Genomic DNA, 20,144 nt, shown 5'->3' with positions numbered 1-20,144 from the left:
AAAATAAATAAAAAAAAGTCCACTATAGATAAAAATTAGAAAGATAAGTTAAAATAATAAAAAAAGAGCAATAATTAAAATATAAAAAATAAAAAAAAGAGAAACTAATTATTATAAATAATTAGTCAATATAGTCCATAATATGAACCAGAAAAATCCGAATGGAAGGATTCCATCCCATAGCCATGTAGAAAATCCACTTATCTCTTCGCCAAATGCCTTTTTACAATATTGTCCAATGAAATAAAGAATCACTACACCAATAACAAACGCAAATACGTTATTTTTAAAACCAAACCATCCTAATGTAAAGGCAGTAGAGATAATAGCTGCCACTACTGCTGCAACAAGATGGATTGATACAGTTTTAACAGTTGTATCCATTAATTTTCCTCCAAAATAAAATAAATAAAAGAAATTATAATTTTTAAAATTTTTATGAAATAAGTTTTAAATATAATTATAGATTCATAAATATTATAAAAAATATTAAAAAATATTAAAAAATATTAAAAAATATTATAAAAAATATTTTATGACAATATTAAAATCATAAAAAAACTATAACTATTAATTATATAAGATTATATAATATATAAAATATTGCATAAATTCTTAAGAAAAAATCTGATTTTGACAAATATCATATGAAAAAATTATAAAAATTAAAATTTTGACAAATATCATATGAAAAAATAAAAAAACTTATGATTTTTGAGGACATGAAATAATTGAAAATTTGATTCAATAGCAATTTAAAAAAAAAAAAAAAAAAAAATTCTCCTAAATCATAGAATTTCTCAAAAATTAGTGAGAAATTAATTTTAAACAATTACGATAATTAAGTGATTATGATGAAATCAATGACCAATGTAGACATAAACATAATATGTCAGGAATTAAATGAGTTATTAGCTGGAGCAAGAGTGGACAAGTCCTTCCAGCCTACAAAAGACACAGTGGTAATGAGATTCCACAAGGCAGGAACAGGAAGAATGGATCTTGTCATACAGGCAGGTAAAAGAATCCACATAAGCCAATATCCTCTTGCAAACCCACAAAGTCCTCCAAGCTTTCCTATGCTTCTTAGAAAAAGGGTTAAGGGTGCAAATGTAGTGAGCATCCAACAGCACAACTTTGACCGTGTAGTTGAAATAAAAATGAAAAAGGACATTACATACACCCTCATCGTCGAGCTCTTTGCAAAGGGAAACATAATCCTTCTTAATGAGGAAAACGAAATCCTCCTTCCACTTAAGCGTAAGCAATGGAGCGATAGGGACATAAGCAGCAAAAAGGAATATGTCTTCCCTATCGAACACGGAATAAACCCAATGACAATCACTGAAGATGAGTTTAAGGAAATTATCAAGTCTTCAGATGATGAGATTGTAAGAATCCTTGCTAAAAATGGACTTGGAAGCCTTTATGCAGAGGAGATCATGCTTAACTGTGAGATAAACAAGAAAACACTTTCCTCAGAACTTACAAAGGAAGACATACTGGAGATATATGGAGCCTTGAAGAAAGTCTTTGAAGGCCTTGAGAAAAAAGAATTCACTCCAATGATTGTAAACAACAGAAAGGAAATCGAAGAGCTTAAAAAACAAAACCCAGACAAGCAATACAAGGTCAAGGAAGATGTAGTGGCCATAAGACTTCACCAGTATGAAAACTTCGAAGAGGAATCCTTTGACAGCTTCAATGAGGCCTGCGATGAGTTCTACTCCTCAAAGGTAAAGCATGAAATCACAGACATCCAGGAAGCCGTATGGAACAAGAAGGTAGGGAAATTCTCCAAAAGGCTTGAAAAACAGGAAGAAACATTAAGAGGATTTGAAAAAACAATAGAAGATTCCCAAAAGAAAGGAGAGCTCCTATTTACAAATTATGTTCAGGTGGAAAACATATTAAATGTAATAAAGGACGCAAGGGAAAAGGACTATGGATGGAAGGAAATAGGAAAGACCCTAAAGGATGCAAAGAAGTCTGGAATGGCTGAAGCACAGATATTCGAATCCATGGATCCCCTCGGAAACATCACATTAAATATAGATGGAATTTCAATAGCCCTTGATTCAAAGAAATCTATTCCGGACAATGCTGAAGTATACTATGAAAAGGCCAAAAAGGCTAAGCGAAAAATAAAAGGGGCAAAAATAGCTATTGAAAACACAAAAGCCCAATTGAAGGACATGGAAGAGAAGAAGGAAAAGGCAATGGCAAATATCATGGTTCCGCAAAAGAGAGTCAAGAAAAACCTCAAGTGGTATGAGAAATTGAGATGGTTCGTCTCAAGCGACGGAACATTAGTAGTATGTGGCCGTGATGCAGGTAGCAATGAGGCAGTTGTGAAGAAATATTTAGAACAAAATGATGTTTATCTGCATGCTGATATACATGGTGCTCCTTCAGTGGTAGCAAAAATTTCATCCGATAAATTAAATAACAATTTGCTTAAAGAATTAGGCATCTTTGCCGCTTCCTTTTCAAGTGCTTGGTCAAGAAATTACGGAACACAAGACGTATATTGGGTGGAGCCAGAGCAAGTTTCTAAAACCCCGGTTTCAGGTGAGTTTGTGCCGAAGGGTGCATTCATAATAAGAGGAAAAAGAAACTATATCAGAGGGGCTAAGCTAGAGATAGCAATTGGAATTGTTGATTATGATGGTGAAAAGAGAATTATGGCAGGCCCGGTTGATGCACTTAAGGCATATACTGAAAAGTATGTTACAATAAAGCCAGGATATACTAAAAAAGAGAAGATAGCTAAAGAGATACTCTCTAGAATAAATGAGGACAATATTATTGAATTGGATGATGTTGTTAGGGTATTGCCTAGCGGTAAATGTGACTTTGTCTAATTAATATAAAAAAGAGTTTTAAAGAATATAATCATTTATATTCTTTTAAAACCTAAAAACTATTTTTTAATTTTTAAATTTCAAACAAGCAATATACTTATTTTTTTCTTATTTTTTCTTATTTTAATTAAAAACTGTTTTTTTATTCAATTCCCCCATCATTAACCATATTTATACTCTTCATAGCCTTCAATATCATCAAAGGTGTATTTACCGGCATCTCTGTTTTTTGCCTTTTCCATTTGAAAGTCCTTAACCTTATTATAAAAGGATTTGCTAAAGGTCTTATGGCGAACTTCTTCAATAAGCTCATCGAATAGATGTCCTCTTCTCATAAAATCAAGCTTAATCAAATGGGCGTAGTCCTCTTCATCACTTTTAAAGTCATATAGCTCATTGAATAAGTCGTTTATGAGAAGTCTTAGCTTGATGGAATTTTCCTCATCATCGTCATCATCACAAACCCAAGCGCAATGGACAAGATCTGTAAGTGCCCTATTCATCATCCCTTCTTCTTTTGATATTAGATAGACCCTATAAAACAGTTTAGCCCTTTCTGTTTTGAAATCAATATTATCACAGTTTAGGTAATTATCGCTTTGGATGAACTCTCTAGAGACACTTGTATGCTCTGGAAAGCCATAGCTTGTAAAGCCGCAATTTGGACATTCCTTAATGAATAGATAGATTGTTAGTCTTGCCATAGGGGAAGGTCTTCCATCTAAATCTGGAGCTCCAAAAGCACTTGTGCTTGTCATGCAGTCAGTTGTATGTGCAAATCCACAAAGTGGACATTTATATACTGTTTCAGCTACAGTTGTCATTTAAAACCTCCAATAATTAAAATTGAATATTATCAATATTCTTTCAAATACTTTTTTATAGATTTATTTTTATAAATGGGATAAAGTTTTTTCTTTAGCCGATTTATATATAAATCAAATCTATATTTTAACAAGGATTTAGAATTATAATTTTTATGTATTATTGGTACGGTAGCCTAGCCTGGTATAGCACTCGGTGACTTTTACCGAGAGCATAGGGCCCTAGTGGATAGCTGGGAACTCTATGTCGAAGGTTCAAATCCTTCCCGTACCGCTTAAACAAATAATAGATTGAAATAAAAAAAACTCACTAAGAGAAAAAAATAAAGATTGAAATAAAAAAACTCACTAAGAGAAAAAAATAAAGATTGAAATAAAAAAACTCACGAGGAGAAAAGAAAATGATGAGAGAATTGAATATGGATGAAATAAAAAACGCTGAAAAGATAGAATCCTTTGACCAAGTCAGCGCAAAGCTTAATAAAACCGAGAAAGAAGAAATAGTTATTGATGAAATGGACATAGTTTTCCTTTTAGATAAAAGCGGATCAATGTTTGGTATCATAGATGACACTCTTGGAGGATTTAACTCTTTCATTAAAAGGGAAAAGGAAAAGGAAGTGAAAACTCGTGTAACTCTTGTTCTTTTTGATCATAAGTATAAGGTCTTATACACTAGAAAACCAATTGAAGAAGTTGAAGAGCTTACAGAAGAAGACTATTACGCAGACGGATGCACTGCACTTTTGGATGCAATTGGAACTACCATCAATAGAATCGAGAAGGAAGTCTGCGATGAGGTCCTTTTTGTAATCACTACAGACGGACTTGAAAACTATTCCAAGGAATACAGTAGAGAGGACGTTAAGAAGCTTATAAGAAGCCATAACTGGAATTTCATATTCATTGGAGCGGACATAGACTCTTATGAAGAAGCTGCAAGCCTTGGAATTCCTAGCACACGTTCTGCCAATTATGAAAAAAGCAGAAGAGGAGTTGGTTCTTTATATAGGAGCGTTTCCTATGCAAAAAGACTACGTTCCAGTGGAGAATCTTTAGATAAAGTTAATTGGAAAAGAGGTTTAGATTAAGCCTTTAAAACTAATGAAACTATTTATTTAAAAGGATATTAGATTTAGAACTGTTGAATAATAATTTGGGCTATTTAAATCTTTTATCTTTTTAAATTTTTTATATAAACTATTTTTAAAAAAATAATATTAAATATGCTCTTTTTAAAAAAAATAGATAAAAATAACTAAAATTAAAAAAATAATATTAAATAAACTATTTTTAAGAAAAGAAGACAAAAATAATTAAAATTAGAAAAAATATGATAAAATAAACTCTTTTTAAAAAACAATAAAAAGTAGAAAAAAATAAAAAAATAATAAAAATGCTTTTTTTAGAAAAATCCAAGCTTATGAACAATTATTCTTTATCAAAGTCTGGAGCATAAGTTTCTAACGGATTCATAATCACTACATCTATATTAGGATTTAGCTGATATACAAAATTAGAAAATACTGCAGGGTCCTGTTCAATAGCTGGGAAAGTATTGTAATGCATTGGAATAACTGCCTTAGGAGATATCCACATGCTTGCTAAAGCTGCTTGGAATGGATTCATGGTAAATCTGTCCCCTATAGGAACCATAGCAATGTCTGGCTTGAATATGTTTCCCACTACAGTTTCCAAATCGCCGAATAATCCTGTATCTCCTGCATGGAAGATTTTAGTTCCATCCTCAAGGGTTATTAAAAAGCTTCCAGGGTCTCCTCCAGGACGGACTTCCTCTGTAAAGTCGATTGAAGAGGAGTGCCTTGCATCAAGCATGGTTATATTGATTCCTAAAATGGAAACGGTTCCTCCAGTATTCATGCCAACACAGTCAAATCCTTGTTCCCCTAAAAAGAGGGAGATTTCATGATTTGCCACCAATGTTGCATTAGTATTGTTTGCAATTTCCATAGCGTCCCCGAAATGATCAGAGTGACCATGGGTTATGCAGATGATATTTGCCTCAAAATCCTCTACAGGAATAGGGCAAGTAGGATTATTGCTTATGAATGGGTCTATTAATATTTTAACTCCTTCATCACTTATAATTTCAAATGCAGAATGACCTAACCATCTAATTTCCATATTTACACCTTAATTTAGTTTTTTCAATAAAAATTTGCTTTAAAAAAGACTTTTAAAATAATAAAAATTATAAAATAATTAAAATTAGTTCAATTTTACGCTTTGATTTAAATTGCTAATTCAAATCTACAACAAATTTAAGATTTATTCGCTTTCATTTAAATTGCCAATATCCAAATCATTTGCTATTGACCAAGAGGATTCAAATAACTCTTTAATATTATCAATGGAAGGCTTATCAGTATATACAGCACCATATTCAAAGTCATCTTCATCCATACTATTGGAAATGATTAAAGCATGAGAATCATCGCCGATTAAGTTAAATGAATTTACCATAGGCAATGTTTTTATTTCAACTCCTTTTTTAATAAGAGAGCTTAATAGAAGAACATAAGAAATGTCAGCTAAATCAAATTCCTGAACGATAATTCTTGTTTTAATATCAGCAATGCTTGAGAGGAATCTTTCACCCATATCCTTAATTGTAGGTGCTTCCAATAAAATCTCTTGACTGGAATGACTTGCAACCTCTTCAAAGGCTTCCTGAGAGGTCAATATTCCTTTTTCACATACGACATAACTGTTTAAGAGCTTTGGAATAGGCAAGGATTCTGGATTGTTTGGATCAATTTGAATTGTATTATCCTTTGGATCTTGGATGATTTGATCCAATTCCTCTTTAGATATAAGCTCATCAGATTTAGGAGCCTCTTTAGGCTTAGGTTTAGCTACAGGTTTAGGTTTAGCTATAGGCTTAGGTTTAGCAATACTTGCTTCTGCAGCTTTAGATTCATCTTTCACTGAAACTGCATCAGTAGATTCTGCCTTTTTATGAGGCCTTTGCAGATTAGAAGATACGCTTGGCCTTGGAAGTGTGGAAACCTTCTTATGAGGTCTGGATAAGTTTGAACCAACTTCCTTTTTAGAAATAGGATTTGTAGAAGCAATTGAAGTAGGTCTTGGAAGACTTTGAGGAGTTGAAATCTCCTTTGGCCTTGGAATAGGCAAGTCATCATCACTTGCTTCAACGGTTATATAGCCATCATCATCTTCATATGACTGCTCTTCTTCATATGATTCTATATAAATGTCTTCATCATCATAATAGTTATCTTCAGGCTCTGTTTCAATGTAAAGATCATTGCCGTAATAATTATCTTCAGGCTCTGTTTCAATGTAAAGATCATTACCATAAGAGGTGTCTTCAGGTTCTACTTCTAAATATAAGTCTCCTCCTTCACCATAATCCCCTTCTTCATCAGGAGAGTTGTCTTCATTGCTTTCTGCATGGATTGGAGTAATATAGAAGTCTGAATCGACGTCATCATAAATTACATTATTATAAAGGGTGTTCTCAGACTGTGAAAGAGTGTATATAGGAGCCTCTTGAGGGCCATCCAAATCAATCTCATCAATAGGCACGATTAATTCATCATCCATTTCCTTAGGCATATAGCTATAGCTGTCATCTGAAGCATTATTGTCATAGACTGTTTCTGTAGTGCCAACACTTGCCAATGCCTCAGAGATTTCTTTAGATCTCTTTGGAGAGTCAGATAGCCTTAATTTATTTTCAGATTTCTTTTTAGGTTTAGGGCTTACCATCATTGGATTTTCATAATTTGGAGTAAAGTAGAGCTTGTCTGGAGATCGCTCTGTGTCCTTATCCTTTCTGAAAGCGAAATTTCTTGATTTTGGCTTTTTGGAAGAGTTTCTCTTAAATGACGGAAGCTTGAATTTAGACTTTTCCTCTTTGACAGGCTTTGTTCTAAGAACCTGCTTGGATTCATCAACGTCTCTATCCTTAAAGATAGGCTTTACTTCCTTAGGTGAGTAATTGGTTGCATAATCTGTTTTTGACTTGCTCATATATTCTTCAAAGGTCATTTGATTAGGAGCATCTAGAGAGCTTTCCCTTGGAGCTCTTAAGACAGATTTTGAATTTTCCTTATTGTCTTCGCCGTCAAGGAAATTGTTTATCTCTTCAATTCCTGCCTTTAAAAGAGAATCTTGAGAAACATTGGCTTTTGAAAGCTTATTCCTTGAGCTTGATTTTCTTGAACTTAGCAATCTCATAAAGAATGCTGGAAGCAATTTGTATAAACCGAATAGGGTGACTAAAACACCTAATATTAAAACTAGATCGATTAGACGGTAGATTATACTTCCATAAATAAGAACTAAACCAATGGCTGTCAATAAAACTCCTGTAAATAAATCTAATGAATCAGACAATATGTACCCACCTAATTTTTGAGACTATATCAAACAATGAAAATAAATTAATTTGTCTAAACAAAAAGATAAAAGTAAAAAATCCAAATTAAAGATATTTTTTGAAATGAAAATAACAAAATAATTAAAATTATCCTTAATTAAAGAAATTAATAACATGTTATCTATTATTAATATTTACTATAGATTTAATCATTTATATAATTATGTTTTTTTAAGGGCTAAAATGCTAATAAAATTAGAAAATATCTATGAATATCTTAAAAATCTAAATAATAATTAAATAAATAGACTTGATAAAAAAATGGATAAAATTTAAAATATATGATTAAATTTTAGATAAAAATACATATATTTTTATTGAAATCAAAACTTGAGATTATTTGAAATTATTTTTTGCCATTGATTTGTCAATATTTTTATCTAGGTTAAGGTTTTTGTATGACTAGAATTTCAAAAAGGAAAACCTTATAAGGAAAAACCTTATTTTTACACCTTGACATCAATATTGATTTGACTCAATAAAAAACATAGGAGAATTAGACTGAAATTTACGAACTCACATCAATATTATAGCGAAATCAAAACAATTTTGACCCTCTTAAACTAGAAAAAACGCTGAAAAACTAATAGTTTAAATATAATGTCAAAAAAACTATTAGCACAAAAGCCTTGAGGTGATAATATTTTAGATGAAATTAAGAAAAATCAAATCAAAGCCATGAGCGCTAATGAAATAGAAATATTTGAATCTGGAAATGGAATGAATCGACTTCCAAGGGAAACTGTCTTTGAGCAAATCAAAAGGAACTTTGTCCAATTGAAGGATGAAACTTCCGGCCAAGGAGCTGCAGAATATATTCTCCTATTCGGAGGAGTTATTGTAATTGCCTTAGCAGGTCTTTTAATCTATAGATCCTACTTCAGCAATAACACCAGCGGATTGAATGCGACTCAGGACATCAACTCCATCAGAGACAATATGAGCAATGTCTTATAGGAAATTTGGAAGTTCAATAGCTAGAATGAAACTGTTGGTTGGATATTTTAATATTAGAAAACCAAGAGATGACTGTAGAATGAAAGAAACACTGATTAAGGAGTTTAAAGATTTAAAAGAAGAAACTGGACAAGCCAGCGTTGAATTGATTTTATTGATTGGTTCTATTTTAGTAATTACAATTATTTGTGGAACTTATGTATTTAATGTTAATTCTAAGATAAACGGCCAGTTTAATCAAACAATGACTAAGGCCAGGTTATTTCTTTTAAATAAGGTCTGAATTTATTTTTAGAATAAAATAAGTCAATTATTAAATTGGATATTCATTTTTTTCAAATAAAATAAGCCAATATTTTAAAAAAGCTGAATTTATTTTAAAAATAAGTAAAAAGATTAACAAAACATTTTAAAAATCGATTATTAATTAAGGACAATAAAATTACTTAAAAAGCACCGATTATTAATTTAGGACAATAAAATTATAAATAATCCCATCACACTTATAGATAAAAAGCCATTTTAAGTCTTAAACTGAATATAAAATTCTTATAAGGTTAAAATTAGTAAAAAAAGATATCTAAAAATATGCAATTTAAAAATAATTATTAGTTAGTTCAAAACCCTCAAAAGAAATAACTAATAATTAAATTTAGATTTTTAAAAACTATGAGAAATAAAAATAATATAACTATCTTTAAAATCAAAAAATAAAAACTAAATAAACAGTTTTATACAAATAAAACTATTAAAACTAATAAAACTAATAAAACTATAAAAATAAAAAATAAAAAAAATAATAAAAAAGATATAAAATTCAATATCTAATTAAGTAGCTTTTCTAAATTAGCTTTCCAGGAAGCAGAGCTAATATTAGTCAATTTCATATCTGTTCTATTAATAGCAATTCTTTCTTGTGGACAGAGTCTTGCACATGCTCCACATAAGACACAGTAGTCTTGATTGAATACAGCAACATTGTCTTGAAGGCTTACTGCATTACATGAACAAATGTCTATACAGGATCCGCAAGCGACACAGTCCTCTTCAGTGACGGAGATTTCACCATCAAACGGTTTAGTGACTTCTGCAGCGTCAACAGGACAGATTTCCTTACACCATCCACAGTTAATGCAGTCTTCTGTAATGAATATGTCACCGGTGATAGCGATCTTTTCAATCTCATCGCTGTACATGCAAGTTGAACATACAGTCTTAATTGCCTCTTGAGGACATGCTCTCTTACATACTCCACAATATACACATTTATCCTCATCCACTTCGATTGTGTCTAATATCTTGCCGTCAGATGCAGTGAGACTTATAGCTCCTGCAGGGCAGATTTCAGCACATACCTGACAATAGATACAGTCATCTTCATTTATGGAGATTTCACCCTTTAGAAGCGCATTTCTATCTGGCAACTCTCTTTTGAATAGGATTGCATCTTGAGGACATGCTGTGTAGCATCTTCCACAGAATTCACAGTCATCCTGACTGATTGAGGATTCATGAGTCCATTTAGGATAGTTTGGCAATTCACTTGCATCTTGTCCGCCTATATCAAATTCCAATGCACCGAATGGACATGCAAATGAACATAAACCACATAATACGCAAGTATCCTGGTCCAATACAATATTATTTCCCTCAGCTTGACCTCTAGCAATTGCCAAAACATCAGCAATGGCTAGGGAATCTGTTGGACATGTGTCTGCACAAATACCACATGCCAAACATACTTTATTATCATAAGATAATTTTCTAGATTCTGCACCATCTCTTTGAATAAAAATCATAACAATCACAACTTAATAGTTATTATTATTTTTAATTATCATTATACTTATTTTATCGACATGCATATATAAACATAACGATTTAATTTTAAGGCCAACCTTAAAATTTATGAAAAAATCTTATATTTTCCTAATTATGATTATCAAAATTACTGTTTTTTAAAGTTAGATGATATAATTAACTTAATTAATAAAAAAAAGAATATGTTAAATAGAACGAATAATAAAAAAATGACAATATGTATTACTATTAATTTTGTTTAAAAATCTGTTAAAAGCAATTCAAAAAGGAATTTTAAAATAAAAATCAAAAAAGAGAAGCGTGAAAAAAGAAAATGCCAAGAATTTGATTATGGTTTCTACAGGGTTAATATAAACTAATTTAAATCAATTCACCCTTTTGATTAATCTTACCTTGACGGATACGTGTAGAAGAAATAGGAATTCCATCATCTGCCAAAACAAAGCTCACCACAACAATATCTAATGGCTTCATGCCTTTAGATTCCCTGATTTCATTGATCTTTATTGCATTTGGCTCAGTCTCTTCACTAACAACTATGGCATCAAAGTTTTCATCATAAATGGTTGGCCCGTAAGCATCATCCAAACGGGATATATGGAAATTGTCATGGCTCTTGCTTAAAAAAGCGTTAAGATTAGCCATACGGGTGTTGCAGGAGTCTACATCTCCTTTATTGCTTGCAAATAGATTTGAGGTTACTCCTATCTCTACGCTTTCCCCAATTTCAAATGCAGTGGAAATTAATTTTCTATGGCCATAATGAAACTTGTCAAAAGTTCCGCCAACTGCCACTCTCTTATACTTTGCCATAATTATCAATCAGTTAGTTTTAGTATATTAATAAAAAAATTAGTATTTAAGATTATTTGATTAAATTATTAACCTACAATTAAAGTTTATTTTTAAATTATATAAATTTAATGAAAAATTAGATTAAAAATAGGCAGAAATGTGAGAAATTTGAAAATTATTAGATTGCAAGAAAAAGTCAGAAGAATTGAAGATGAAATTAAAATTCTTAAGATTACATAAAAAAGTTATAATAATTAAAAACTCATAAAAATTGCTATAAAAATGATAAAAGTATAAAAAAAGCTTAAAATTGCTATAAAAATGATAAAAGTATAAAAAAAGCTTAAAATTAAAAATACGAAAAATTTAAAAAAAGAAATTTTGATAGAATAATAAAATTATTCTAATTTAATTCAAATAATATAATTCTATAAATCAAGAATTGGAAAAATAAAAAGTTAATCAAAATAATTAGTTCTAAATGACGAACTAAACATTTTGATCAAACTTTTTCTAAAAGTTTGCTAGAATGGAATAAGCACATAATTCTTTGCTTGACTATATTTCTTAGTATTCCAATTGTTTATTTTTCCCAAACTGTTTCTGGAGCTTGTAGCATCAGCAGTATACCAAGTCTGTGTAGCCCTATCATATGTTTGAGCCCATACATGTCCTGCAACCAATCCGCTTGAGAAGGTACAGCCCTGAGCATGTGAGTATCTTGCATATACTCCAACAGACCTGCACATTGCAACAATTAGGTTTGCCTTGTCACAGCAGTTACCAGACTTTGTCTTATATGTCTTAGCGGCTCCTTTCTTACTGTCTGAATAGTAGCTGTAGGAAACCTTATCCCTTACATACTTGAATATTGCATTTGCCTTAGCCTTATCGCTGGTCAATCCTTTTGTTAGGGATTTTGCCTTAGCGACAATCGCTGAGTTAAGGGCAGACTTTCCTCCTGTCTTAAGGTATTTCTCAAATTCAGTGGCATTGAATGCCTCCTTGCAATTTAGAATCTTTGCCTTTTGAGTGACAGTAGTTGAGGATGAGCCTTTTATGAAACTGTTTTTAAGAATCAAATACTTAGGCAAGTATTTTTCCTCTCCATAGAACTGCAATGCCTTAGCCAAACCGAAGATATAAAGGTTTGCTTCGATCTTGCCTAAATTGGTAGATATGTTAGCAGGTATCTTATTGTTCTTATTTACGCTGCTAATGAGTGTATTGGCTAGGCTGATGTAATTCTTTTTCATCAAATTGCCGTTTATGGAAGATCCTTTAGAATCATAATCTCCAGTAAGGTTCTTGAAGGTCACATAACCGCTTTTTTGGCCATTGTTAATCTTGACTATAGCCTGAGACATCATATATGCAAATTCATCAGGAGAATACTTCAATCCATTGATGGTTACCACATAGGACTTGTTAAACCTGTTTGTATAGTCAACATGAGCCCTTAAGGTAGTTGCAGCCTTAATCACATTGGCAATGCTAATCATTGAATTGGATGTCTTGACATTCTTGCTTAGCTTGCTTCCGCTATGATAACTGTCTCCTCCATAACTCACATTTACAGAATATGTTCCAGGACCTTTAGAGATAGCCAAGCTGGCCTGTCCTTTAGAGTTGGTTGTCTTTGTGTATGACTTTCCATCGAAAGTGAAGACAATCTTCTTATTGGATAAGGCCTTACCTGAAGAATCCTTTAAAGTCACTGTATAGCTGTCTCCAACAGGAATGGTACCAGTGGAGCTAGTGATTTTACTTGAATCCTTAAGTCCCTTGATCTTCTTGCTGCTTGATGCAGCCTTATAGGAGCTGTCTCCAGCATATGAAAGGCTTACAGTGACATCCCCGACAGAATTGATAGGAACGCTGATTGTTCCTTTTGAACTTGTAGTCTTTGTTGTTGACTTTTTAGAGTCGCTAGTCTTGACTACAATCTTTTTGCCAGAGAGAGTCTTGTTGTTTAAATTATTTTTTAAACTGACTGTTATGGAATGGCCATATTTCACAGAGTTTGCTGAATAGACAAAGCTTACCGGAATCTTGGTAGGCTTAATGGTCTTGGTCACCTTAGAAGATTTAAGATTGCCTGTTCCGTCAAATTTAACTGTGACATTAAAGACATATTTCATATTGACCTTAAGTTTTGCCTGACCCTTGGCATCGGTAGTTCTTGAATAGCTTACTCTATCCATAACGAACTTTATCTTTTTGCCGGATAAGGCCTCATTGGTCTTTTTATTCTTTAATGTAACAACTAAGGGAGTAGTCATAGTAACGGAAGTGCTTGCAACCGTTAGACTTGTATCACTTTTTGAAACCTTTAGGGTTCCGGAATACTTTGAAGAGGAATAATTTCCATTTCCAGCATATGAAACAACTAACTTAAAGCTTCCAACAGGATTTACAGCCAATTTGACCTGGCCTTTGGAATCTGTAGTTTTTGTATATGTGTTTTTGAATTTGGAAATGTTAATTAAAACCTTCTGACCACTTAAAGCCTTGGAATTCTTGTCCTTTAATGTGATGACAAGATATTGGCCTGAATATATACTGGTGCTAGATGGTTGTAGACTAGTGCCAGTTTTAGTAGTTTTAGCCGCAGCGGCCTTAGTAGTGGTTTTTGTGCTGTTTGAAGCACTTAAATTATTTGAAGTCTTTATTTTAGAGCTTATCTTTTCAGATTCCGGACTATAAGAATCATCATTAGCACTAAGACTATTTGAAACTGAAATGGCTTCATTAGATATTTGATCATTACCAGACTCTTGAGATACTAGATTAATAGAATCATCATTATTTGGATTATCTGATGCATCCATTATATCACTTGCAGATACCCCCGCTATCATGACAAATAGCATGCAGAATATTGCTAGGATAAATGTTTTTTTAACTAACGAAATTTTTTCACCTCAATACACTAAAAAAATCTTTATTTTTGAAATTTTATCCATTTAAGGATTAATTTTTTTTTAATGTTAATATATAATTAATTATTAATAGCATATAAATATTTCCCATAAAAATTTTAAAAAATAATTGATTATAATTGTTGATTTTGATATCTGAACCTTAATATTTTTATATTTTCAAATCTAAAAAATAGTAATTTTCCGATTGAATAAATGAACAAAGAATGGGATTAAATAGACAAATAAACAGTTGAATCGAAATAAAATTAAAAAAAGGCAATTATACAATATTAAGTCCAATAAAGATTTAAAACTAGTTATTTTATTAAAATTTAATAGAATATTAAATGAATAAATAAAATAATAACAAATTTACATTATTTAACTAAAAATAGAACAATAATTTAAGTAAATAATTTAAAAATTTTTAGTTACAATAAATTATTTTAAAAACCAGTTAAAATTAAGCTAAAATATCTTTTAAATGTATTAATATAGTTTTTAAATTAAATTTAAGTCAATTTTATTGAGTTTTATAAAAAATAAAGAATAATACATTGTTTTTTAAAAAATGAATAATTTTTATTAAAAAAATTGAAAATTGGTGAAAAAATTAGGGGTGAAATTAGGTAAAAATGGATATAATTTTAGTGGAATTTTAACTTGAAATTAGGGTCAGATTTCAGTTGGATTTTAACTTGAAATTAGGGTCAGATTTCAGTTGGATTTTAACTTGAAATGAGGTTGAATTTTAGGTGAATTCTAGCTTGAAATTAGAGTGGAATTTTAATGAAATTCAAATAGAAAAATAGATGAAGATGATGAAAATATTAAATTAAAAAAATAAATGAAGAAAAATAAAAAAATTAAATTAAAAAATAAATGAAGATGAAAAAACATTAAATTATAAATTTAAGAATCCTCATCCAATAATTGACTATGATCATACTGCACCCCTTCAGGGCAAGGATGAACATGCACTGCCTGAACCATATCCACATTTTCCAGTATCTTATCCTGAACCCTATGGGTGATTTTATGAGCCTCCCTCAAGCTCATATCAGGCGGAAGCTCCACATGGAGGGCAACGGTTGCATAAGAGCCAAAATAATTCACCTTAATATCATGGGCACTGCATACATCAGTAACTGAATTGGCAACATCCCTTATTTCCTTGATTAACTCATCTGAAGGCAATTTACCCATAATATTGTTTAGATTGTCTATTGCTACAATAACTGCAGTCCTAGCAATCAATGCCCCAATGAAAATACCTATTATTGGGTCTAGCATAGGATAGCCATATTGGGAAACCATTATTCCAATGAATATTGCCAATGATGCAAATATATCAACCCTCTGATGCTTTCCATCTGCTACAATCGCAGGGCTTCTAGCCTTTTTCCCCAAGCGAATGATATAGCTGCTCATGAAGAGGTTAACCAAAATACCTACAAAGGCCATTACCACTGCTATAGGATCTGGCACTTCCAAAGCCCCTCCAAAGAAGAGCTTATGGAAAGCTCCTTGAATAACTTCAATGGCAACTATTGATAAGAATACAACTATGATAAGGCCAGAGATTGCTTCTGCTCTTCCGTGGCCTAATGGATGCTCCTTATCTGCAGGCCTGCTCCCTATCTTGAATCCAACATATGCAATTACAGATGTTGCTATATCGGAAATTGTATGAGCCCCTTCGGATATAAGAGCGTAACTTCCAGACATCAGTCCCACTGAGATGTTCAATACAGTAAGGAGGATGTTTCCAATAATTGCAACTGCAGATGCACGTGTTCCTATTCTATCTCGTTCTTCTCTATTCATTTTATCTAATATTGTTGATTATTGTTTTTTTAATTAAATAATTGTTAATTGTGCTTAATAAATTAAATAAATATTATTGCGCTTAATTAATTAAATCGTGCTTAATTGTGTTTTATTAATTAAATAAATATTAATTGTGCTCAATTAACTAAATATAAGATTATTAATTTTTTAAATTAATAAAATATAGCCTTTAATATAAAAATATTAAATTCTAATAAAATTATTCTAAAACTATAAAATATTAGTTTTATAATTATAACATATAAACTTTTTGAAATCGTGAGAAATAAAGCATTCTAATACTCCAAATCTCTTAAGATGTCCATTGCCTTTTCAATATTCTCATAGGAATTAGCATAAGACATTCTCACATGATTCTCTCCAAGGCTTCCGAATGGTGCACCTGGAACTGAAATGACTCCAGCCTCTGCTGCCTTCTTTACAAAGTCCATAGGCCTTTCCACCTTAGGGAAGACATAAAATGCCCCTTCACAGTTAACAGTAGGATAACCCATATCATTCAAGCTGGAGACTATCAAGTCTCTTCGTCTTGAAAACTCATTAGCCATCATTTCTACAGAGTCTTGAGGACCTGTAAGAGCTTCAAGAGCTCCCATTTGAGCAATTGAAGTTGCATTGGCAACGCAATATTGATGAACCTTAAGGAGATTTTCAGTTATCTCCTCATTTGCTGCCATATATCCTATCCTAAGGCCAGTCATTGCATAGGATTTTGAAAATCCGTTAAGAGTAATTACATTGTCACAATATTCAGCAGGAGAATAGTTCTTTCTTCCAAAGATTATCTTTTCATAGATCTCATCTGAAATGATATAGAAGTCATGGTCTGTTGCCAAATCTGCAATTCCCTTGACATCCTCCTTATCCATTACCGCACCGGTAGGGTTGGATGGAGAGTTTATAATCAATGCCTTGGTATTCTTATCCAATTTTTCCTGAACATCCTCAACCTTCATCTTAAACTCATTTTCCATTGGAGTTGTGACTTCAACAATATTTGCTTCAGCCAGATTCACAACAGAGTAATAGGAGAGAAATCCAGGGTTTGGAACCAATACATTGTCTCCCTTTTCAAATAGGGCCTGTGCACAGCAGTACAATGCCTCGCTTGCACCGGTAGTCACTATAATGTTTTCAGAATCTGTCTTGATATTATTGTCCTTTGATAGCTTTTCAACAATGGATTCTCTAAGCTCGATGATTCCCTTGTTTGAAGTGTATTTGGTGAACCCATCATCGATTGACTTCTTCATAGCCTCTCGAATATTTTCAGGAACATTGAAATCAGGTTCGCCGATTCCCAGATTGATTGCATTCTCATTGGTCACTTCAAACATCTTTCTAATTTGAGACAGTTCTATTGCTTCAACTCTCTTAGCCGGATTTAACATTTTAACACCACAATTTATTTTTTAAAAATATAATCACACAATATTAGTTTAAAACAGTTTTTATAAATAAACAAACATTTTTTTAATAAATCACACAAACAATACAAATAATAAATTTTTATAAAAAATTATTACTATTATAATATTGTCCTTAATAATATATATTTTTTAATAAAATTAAAATTAATCTTTTTAACCATCAAAATGAAAAAATATATATTTTTTAATAAAATTAAAATTAATCTTTTTAACCATCAAAATGAAAAAATATATATTTTTTAATAAAATTAAAATTAATCTTTTTAACCACCATAATGAAAAAAAAATAATTTTTAAATAAGGATTAGAATTGGATAAACTAATCAAGATCACTTCAAACAAGGATTAAAACATTCGAAACTAATTACAAGCCCCACAACCGTAACAATAGCCATCCTCACACCATGGAGTCTGCTCTCCGCTTTTCATCTTCTCATACTCAGACTCTAAAAACTCCTTGCTCACACTTACATTAATACAATCCCAAGGTAAGTTATCCCCAATCTCATAGCTTGGAGCATTTTCCTTCCACTCCTTAATGCTTATCTTTCTATTTAATGACTCTTCTAAAAGATCTCCAATATCCCTATCCCCACAGGATAGGACATATTGAATCAATCCCATCTTTCCGCTGTCAAACTTAATGTCCAATCCCTTTAAGTTCTTCTTAAGATATTTTATCTTTGACTTGATTCTCTTCATGTCATAGCCTTCCCATTGAAGGGGAGTGTGAGGCTTTGGTATAACAGGATTGACGCTGAACTTTATTGAAACCCTGGCCTTTTTCCTTTGCTTTGACTTGGATTTTTTTCCAGAGGATTTTGACTTATGTTTAGTTAAAACTTCCTCCTTTTTAATGGATTCATTTAAATTTGAATCAATTAAATACTTCATGGAATCAATCTGCTTCATCAGACATGCAAGTTCTTTAATGTCGTCTTCATCCTCATAGGGCAAACCAATTAAAAAATACAATTTAAGATTAAAACCTAAATCCACAGCGTCTTTGATTACTCTGAATACATCATCATCTGAAATGTCCTTATTGATTCTTTTTCTAAGGTGGTAGATGGATTCAGGAGCTATTGTCAAGGTCTTAAGGCCGCTTTCTCTAAGCGATACCAATGTTTCCCTTGTGATTGATTCTATTCTCATTGAGGGTGTGGAGACCTGAAATCCCATATCCTTCAACCCTTCAGTAAGCTCATTGACCTTGGAATAGTCTGAAACCGCTGCACCTATTAGGGATATCTTATTCAATCCTGTGTTTTGACGGGCTTCTTCTGCTATATCAAACAACTGTTGAAGATCTGTTTCCCTAAGTGGCCTATAGAGATAGCTGGACATGCAGAATCTGCATCCTCTTGTGCAGGCCCTGGATACATTCAATAGAATTGAATTTGAAAAGACTGGAATAAGGTCCTTATCATCGGTTTCGGTAATTATAGGACATGTTATATGGTAGGCATCAGACATCTCATCAAGCAAGGCAATATCTGTTTTGTTATTGAATTCAGATATATATAGGCCCTTAATGTCTAAAAAAGTGGATAGGAATTCGTTTTTATTTGTAAATTTGTCTTTATTTTCATTATAGTTATCTATTAGATCGTTTAAGACAGCTTCCGCTTCACCGACAACAAAAATGTCTATAAAGTCAGACAATGGAAGCGGATTTGCAGTGGCACATGGTCCGCCTGCAATTATTAATGGGTCTTCTAAAGTTCTATCAGCCCTCCTTAAAGGAATATTTGCATCACGGAGAATTTCTAAAATATTGAAATAGTCCTGTTCATATTGAAGGGAAAATGATACTATGTTGAAATCCCCTAAGGGGCTGTTGGTTTCCAAACTGCGATAGGAGGGATAGATTATTCTTTCACAATATGTGTTTTCTCTAAGATTTACATAATTATAAAGGATTTGATAGCCTAAAGAGCTCATAGCAGTTTTATATACATTTGGATAGACTAATCCAAACCTTATATCCACTCTTAATGGATTTTTCTTGATTAAATTCTTTTCATAAAACATGCTATTGGTCCTTTAGTTTTTTAAAAATAAATATGTGAATACTTGAAATGAATTGTCTTTTTTAAAATCAATATAAATTTTGTAAATACAAATATAATAAATTTTAGTTTATTAATCATTTTTCACTTTTGCATTTTTGTGATTTTGCACAAAAACACAAAAATGTTTTTGTGTAATTTTGTAAAAGATGAAAAAGTGAAAAAATGAAATAAAACAAA

General features: G+C 31.7%; 14 protein-coding genes and 1 tRNA gene. 5 read left to right on the top strand and 10 right to left on the bottom strand.

Features of this window, described 5'->3' with window-relative positions; genetic code table 11:
* Window positions 1-111: 111 nt before the first annotated feature.
* A complete protein-coding gene (locus tag MRU_RS04235) occupies window positions 112-384 on the bottom strand; it encodes an EMC6-like membrane protein (protein ID WP_012955640.1) in 273 nt (90 codons plus the stop codon).
* Between the two features lie 470 nt (window positions 385-854).
* On the opposite strand from MRU_RS04235, the gene rqcH reads away from it, so the two are divergent.
* The gene (rqcH, locus tag MRU_RS04230) at window positions 855-2,864 is read left to right on the top strand and encodes a ribosome rescue protein RqcH (protein ID WP_012955639.1); all 2,010 of its coding nucleotides are present in this window, start codon (window positions 855-857) and stop codon (window positions 2,862-2,864) included.
* A gap of 161 nt (window positions 2,865-3,025) precedes the next feature.
* Here rqcH and MRU_RS04225 read toward each other — a convergent pair whose 3' ends face one another.
* Entirely contained in the window at window positions 3,026-3,688 is a 663-nt protein-coding gene (locus MRU_RS04225; RefSeq protein WP_012955638.1) for a hypothetical protein, read from the bottom strand.
* 165 nt (window positions 3,689-3,853) lie between these two features.
* Here MRU_RS04225 and MRU_RS04220 point away from each other — a divergent pair.
* A tRNA-OTHER gene (locus MRU_RS04220) sits at window positions 3,854-3,962 on the top strand.
* 127 nt (window positions 3,963-4,089) lie between these two features.
* Window positions 4,090-4,779: a vWA domain-containing protein gene (locus MRU_RS04215; protein ID WP_227717050.1), complete on the top strand. Its 690-nt coding sequence runs from the start codon at window positions 4,090-4,092 to the stop codon at window positions 4,777-4,779.
* 340 nt (window positions 4,780-5,119) lie between these two features.
* Here MRU_RS04215 and MRU_RS04210 read toward each other — a convergent pair whose 3' ends face one another.
* Complete coding sequence (locus tag MRU_RS04210) at window positions 5,120-5,833, bottom strand: metal-dependent hydrolase (RefSeq protein ID WP_012955636.1); 714 nt, start codon at window positions 5,831-5,833, stop codon at window positions 5,120-5,122.
* A gap of 144 nt (window positions 5,834-5,977) precedes the next feature.
* Complete coding sequence (locus tag MRU_RS11185; RefSeq protein ID WP_012955635.1) at window positions 5,978-8,071, bottom strand: hypothetical protein; 2,094 nt, start codon at window positions 8,069-8,071, stop codon at window positions 5,978-5,980.
* A 763-nt stretch (window positions 8,072-8,834) separates the two neighbouring features.
* Between MRU_RS11185 and MRU_RS04200 the strand changes: the two genes are divergently transcribed.
* Window positions 8,835-9,071, top strand: coding sequence for a class III signal peptide-containing protein (locus MRU_RS04200; protein WP_012955634.1), 237 nt, complete (start codon window positions 8,835-8,837; stop codon window positions 9,069-9,071).
* Window positions 9,061-9,354: a class III signal peptide-containing protein gene (locus MRU_RS04195; RefSeq protein WP_048812417.1), complete on the top strand. Its 294-nt coding sequence runs from the start codon at window positions 9,061-9,063 to the stop codon at window positions 9,352-9,354. Before MRU_RS04200 ends, MRU_RS04195 begins: the two co-directional genes overlap by 11 nt.
* A 541-nt stretch (window positions 9,355-9,895) precedes the next feature.
* On the opposite strand, the gene fwdF is transcribed toward MRU_RS04195, so the two are convergent.
* The 6 genes from fwdF to MRU_RS04165 form a co-directional block, all read right to left on the bottom strand.
* Window positions 9,896-10,870, bottom strand: a complete 975-nt coding sequence (fwdF, locus tag MRU_RS04190) for a tungsten-dependent formylmethanofuran dehydrogenase subunit FwdF (RefSeq protein WP_012955632.1) — start codon at window positions 10,868-10,870, stop codon at window positions 9,896-9,898.
* A 382-nt stretch (window positions 10,871-11,252) separates the two neighbouring features.
* On the bottom strand, window positions 11,253-11,705 hold the full coding sequence (locus MRU_RS04185) for a phosphopantetheine adenylyltransferase (protein ID WP_012955631.1): 453 nt from the start codon (window positions 11,703-11,705) through the stop codon (window positions 11,253-11,255).
* Window positions 11,706-12,211: 506 nt separating this feature from the next.
* Window positions 12,212-14,518: a transglutaminase domain-containing protein gene (locus MRU_RS04180; RefSeq protein WP_048812416.1), complete on the bottom strand. Its 2,307-nt coding sequence runs from the start codon at window positions 14,516-14,518 to the stop codon at window positions 12,212-12,214.
* 1,005 nt (window positions 14,519-15,523) lie between these two features.
* Window positions 15,524-16,438 carry a cation diffusion facilitator family transporter gene (locus MRU_RS04175; RefSeq protein ID WP_012955629.1) on the bottom strand — a complete coding sequence of 305 codons (915 nt, stop codon included), beginning with the start codon at window positions 16,436-16,438 and terminating at the stop codon, window positions 15,524-15,526.
* A gap of 299 nt (window positions 16,439-16,737) precedes the next feature.
* Window positions 16,738-17,853 (bottom strand): pyridoxal phosphate-dependent aminotransferase, encoded by a 1,116-nt coding sequence (locus MRU_RS04170; RefSeq protein WP_012955628.1) that lies wholly within the window; start codon window positions 17,851-17,853, stop codon window positions 16,738-16,740.
* A gap of 399 nt (window positions 17,854-18,252) precedes the next feature.
* Window positions 18,253-19,926: a radical SAM protein gene (locus tag MRU_RS04165; RefSeq protein WP_012955627.1), complete on the bottom strand. Its 1,674-nt coding sequence runs from the start codon at window positions 19,924-19,926 to the stop codon at window positions 18,253-18,255.
* Window positions 19,927-20,144: the final 218 nt, after the last annotated feature.

It is taken from the genome of Methanobrevibacter ruminantium M1, assembly GCF_000024185.1.
GTDB lineage: Archaea > Methanobacteriota > Methanobacteria > Methanobacteriales > Methanobacteriaceae > Methanobrevibacter > Methanobrevibacter ruminantium.
Note: the sequence above shows the minus strand (reverse complement) of the source record. Positions and strands in the feature narration are given on the sequence as shown.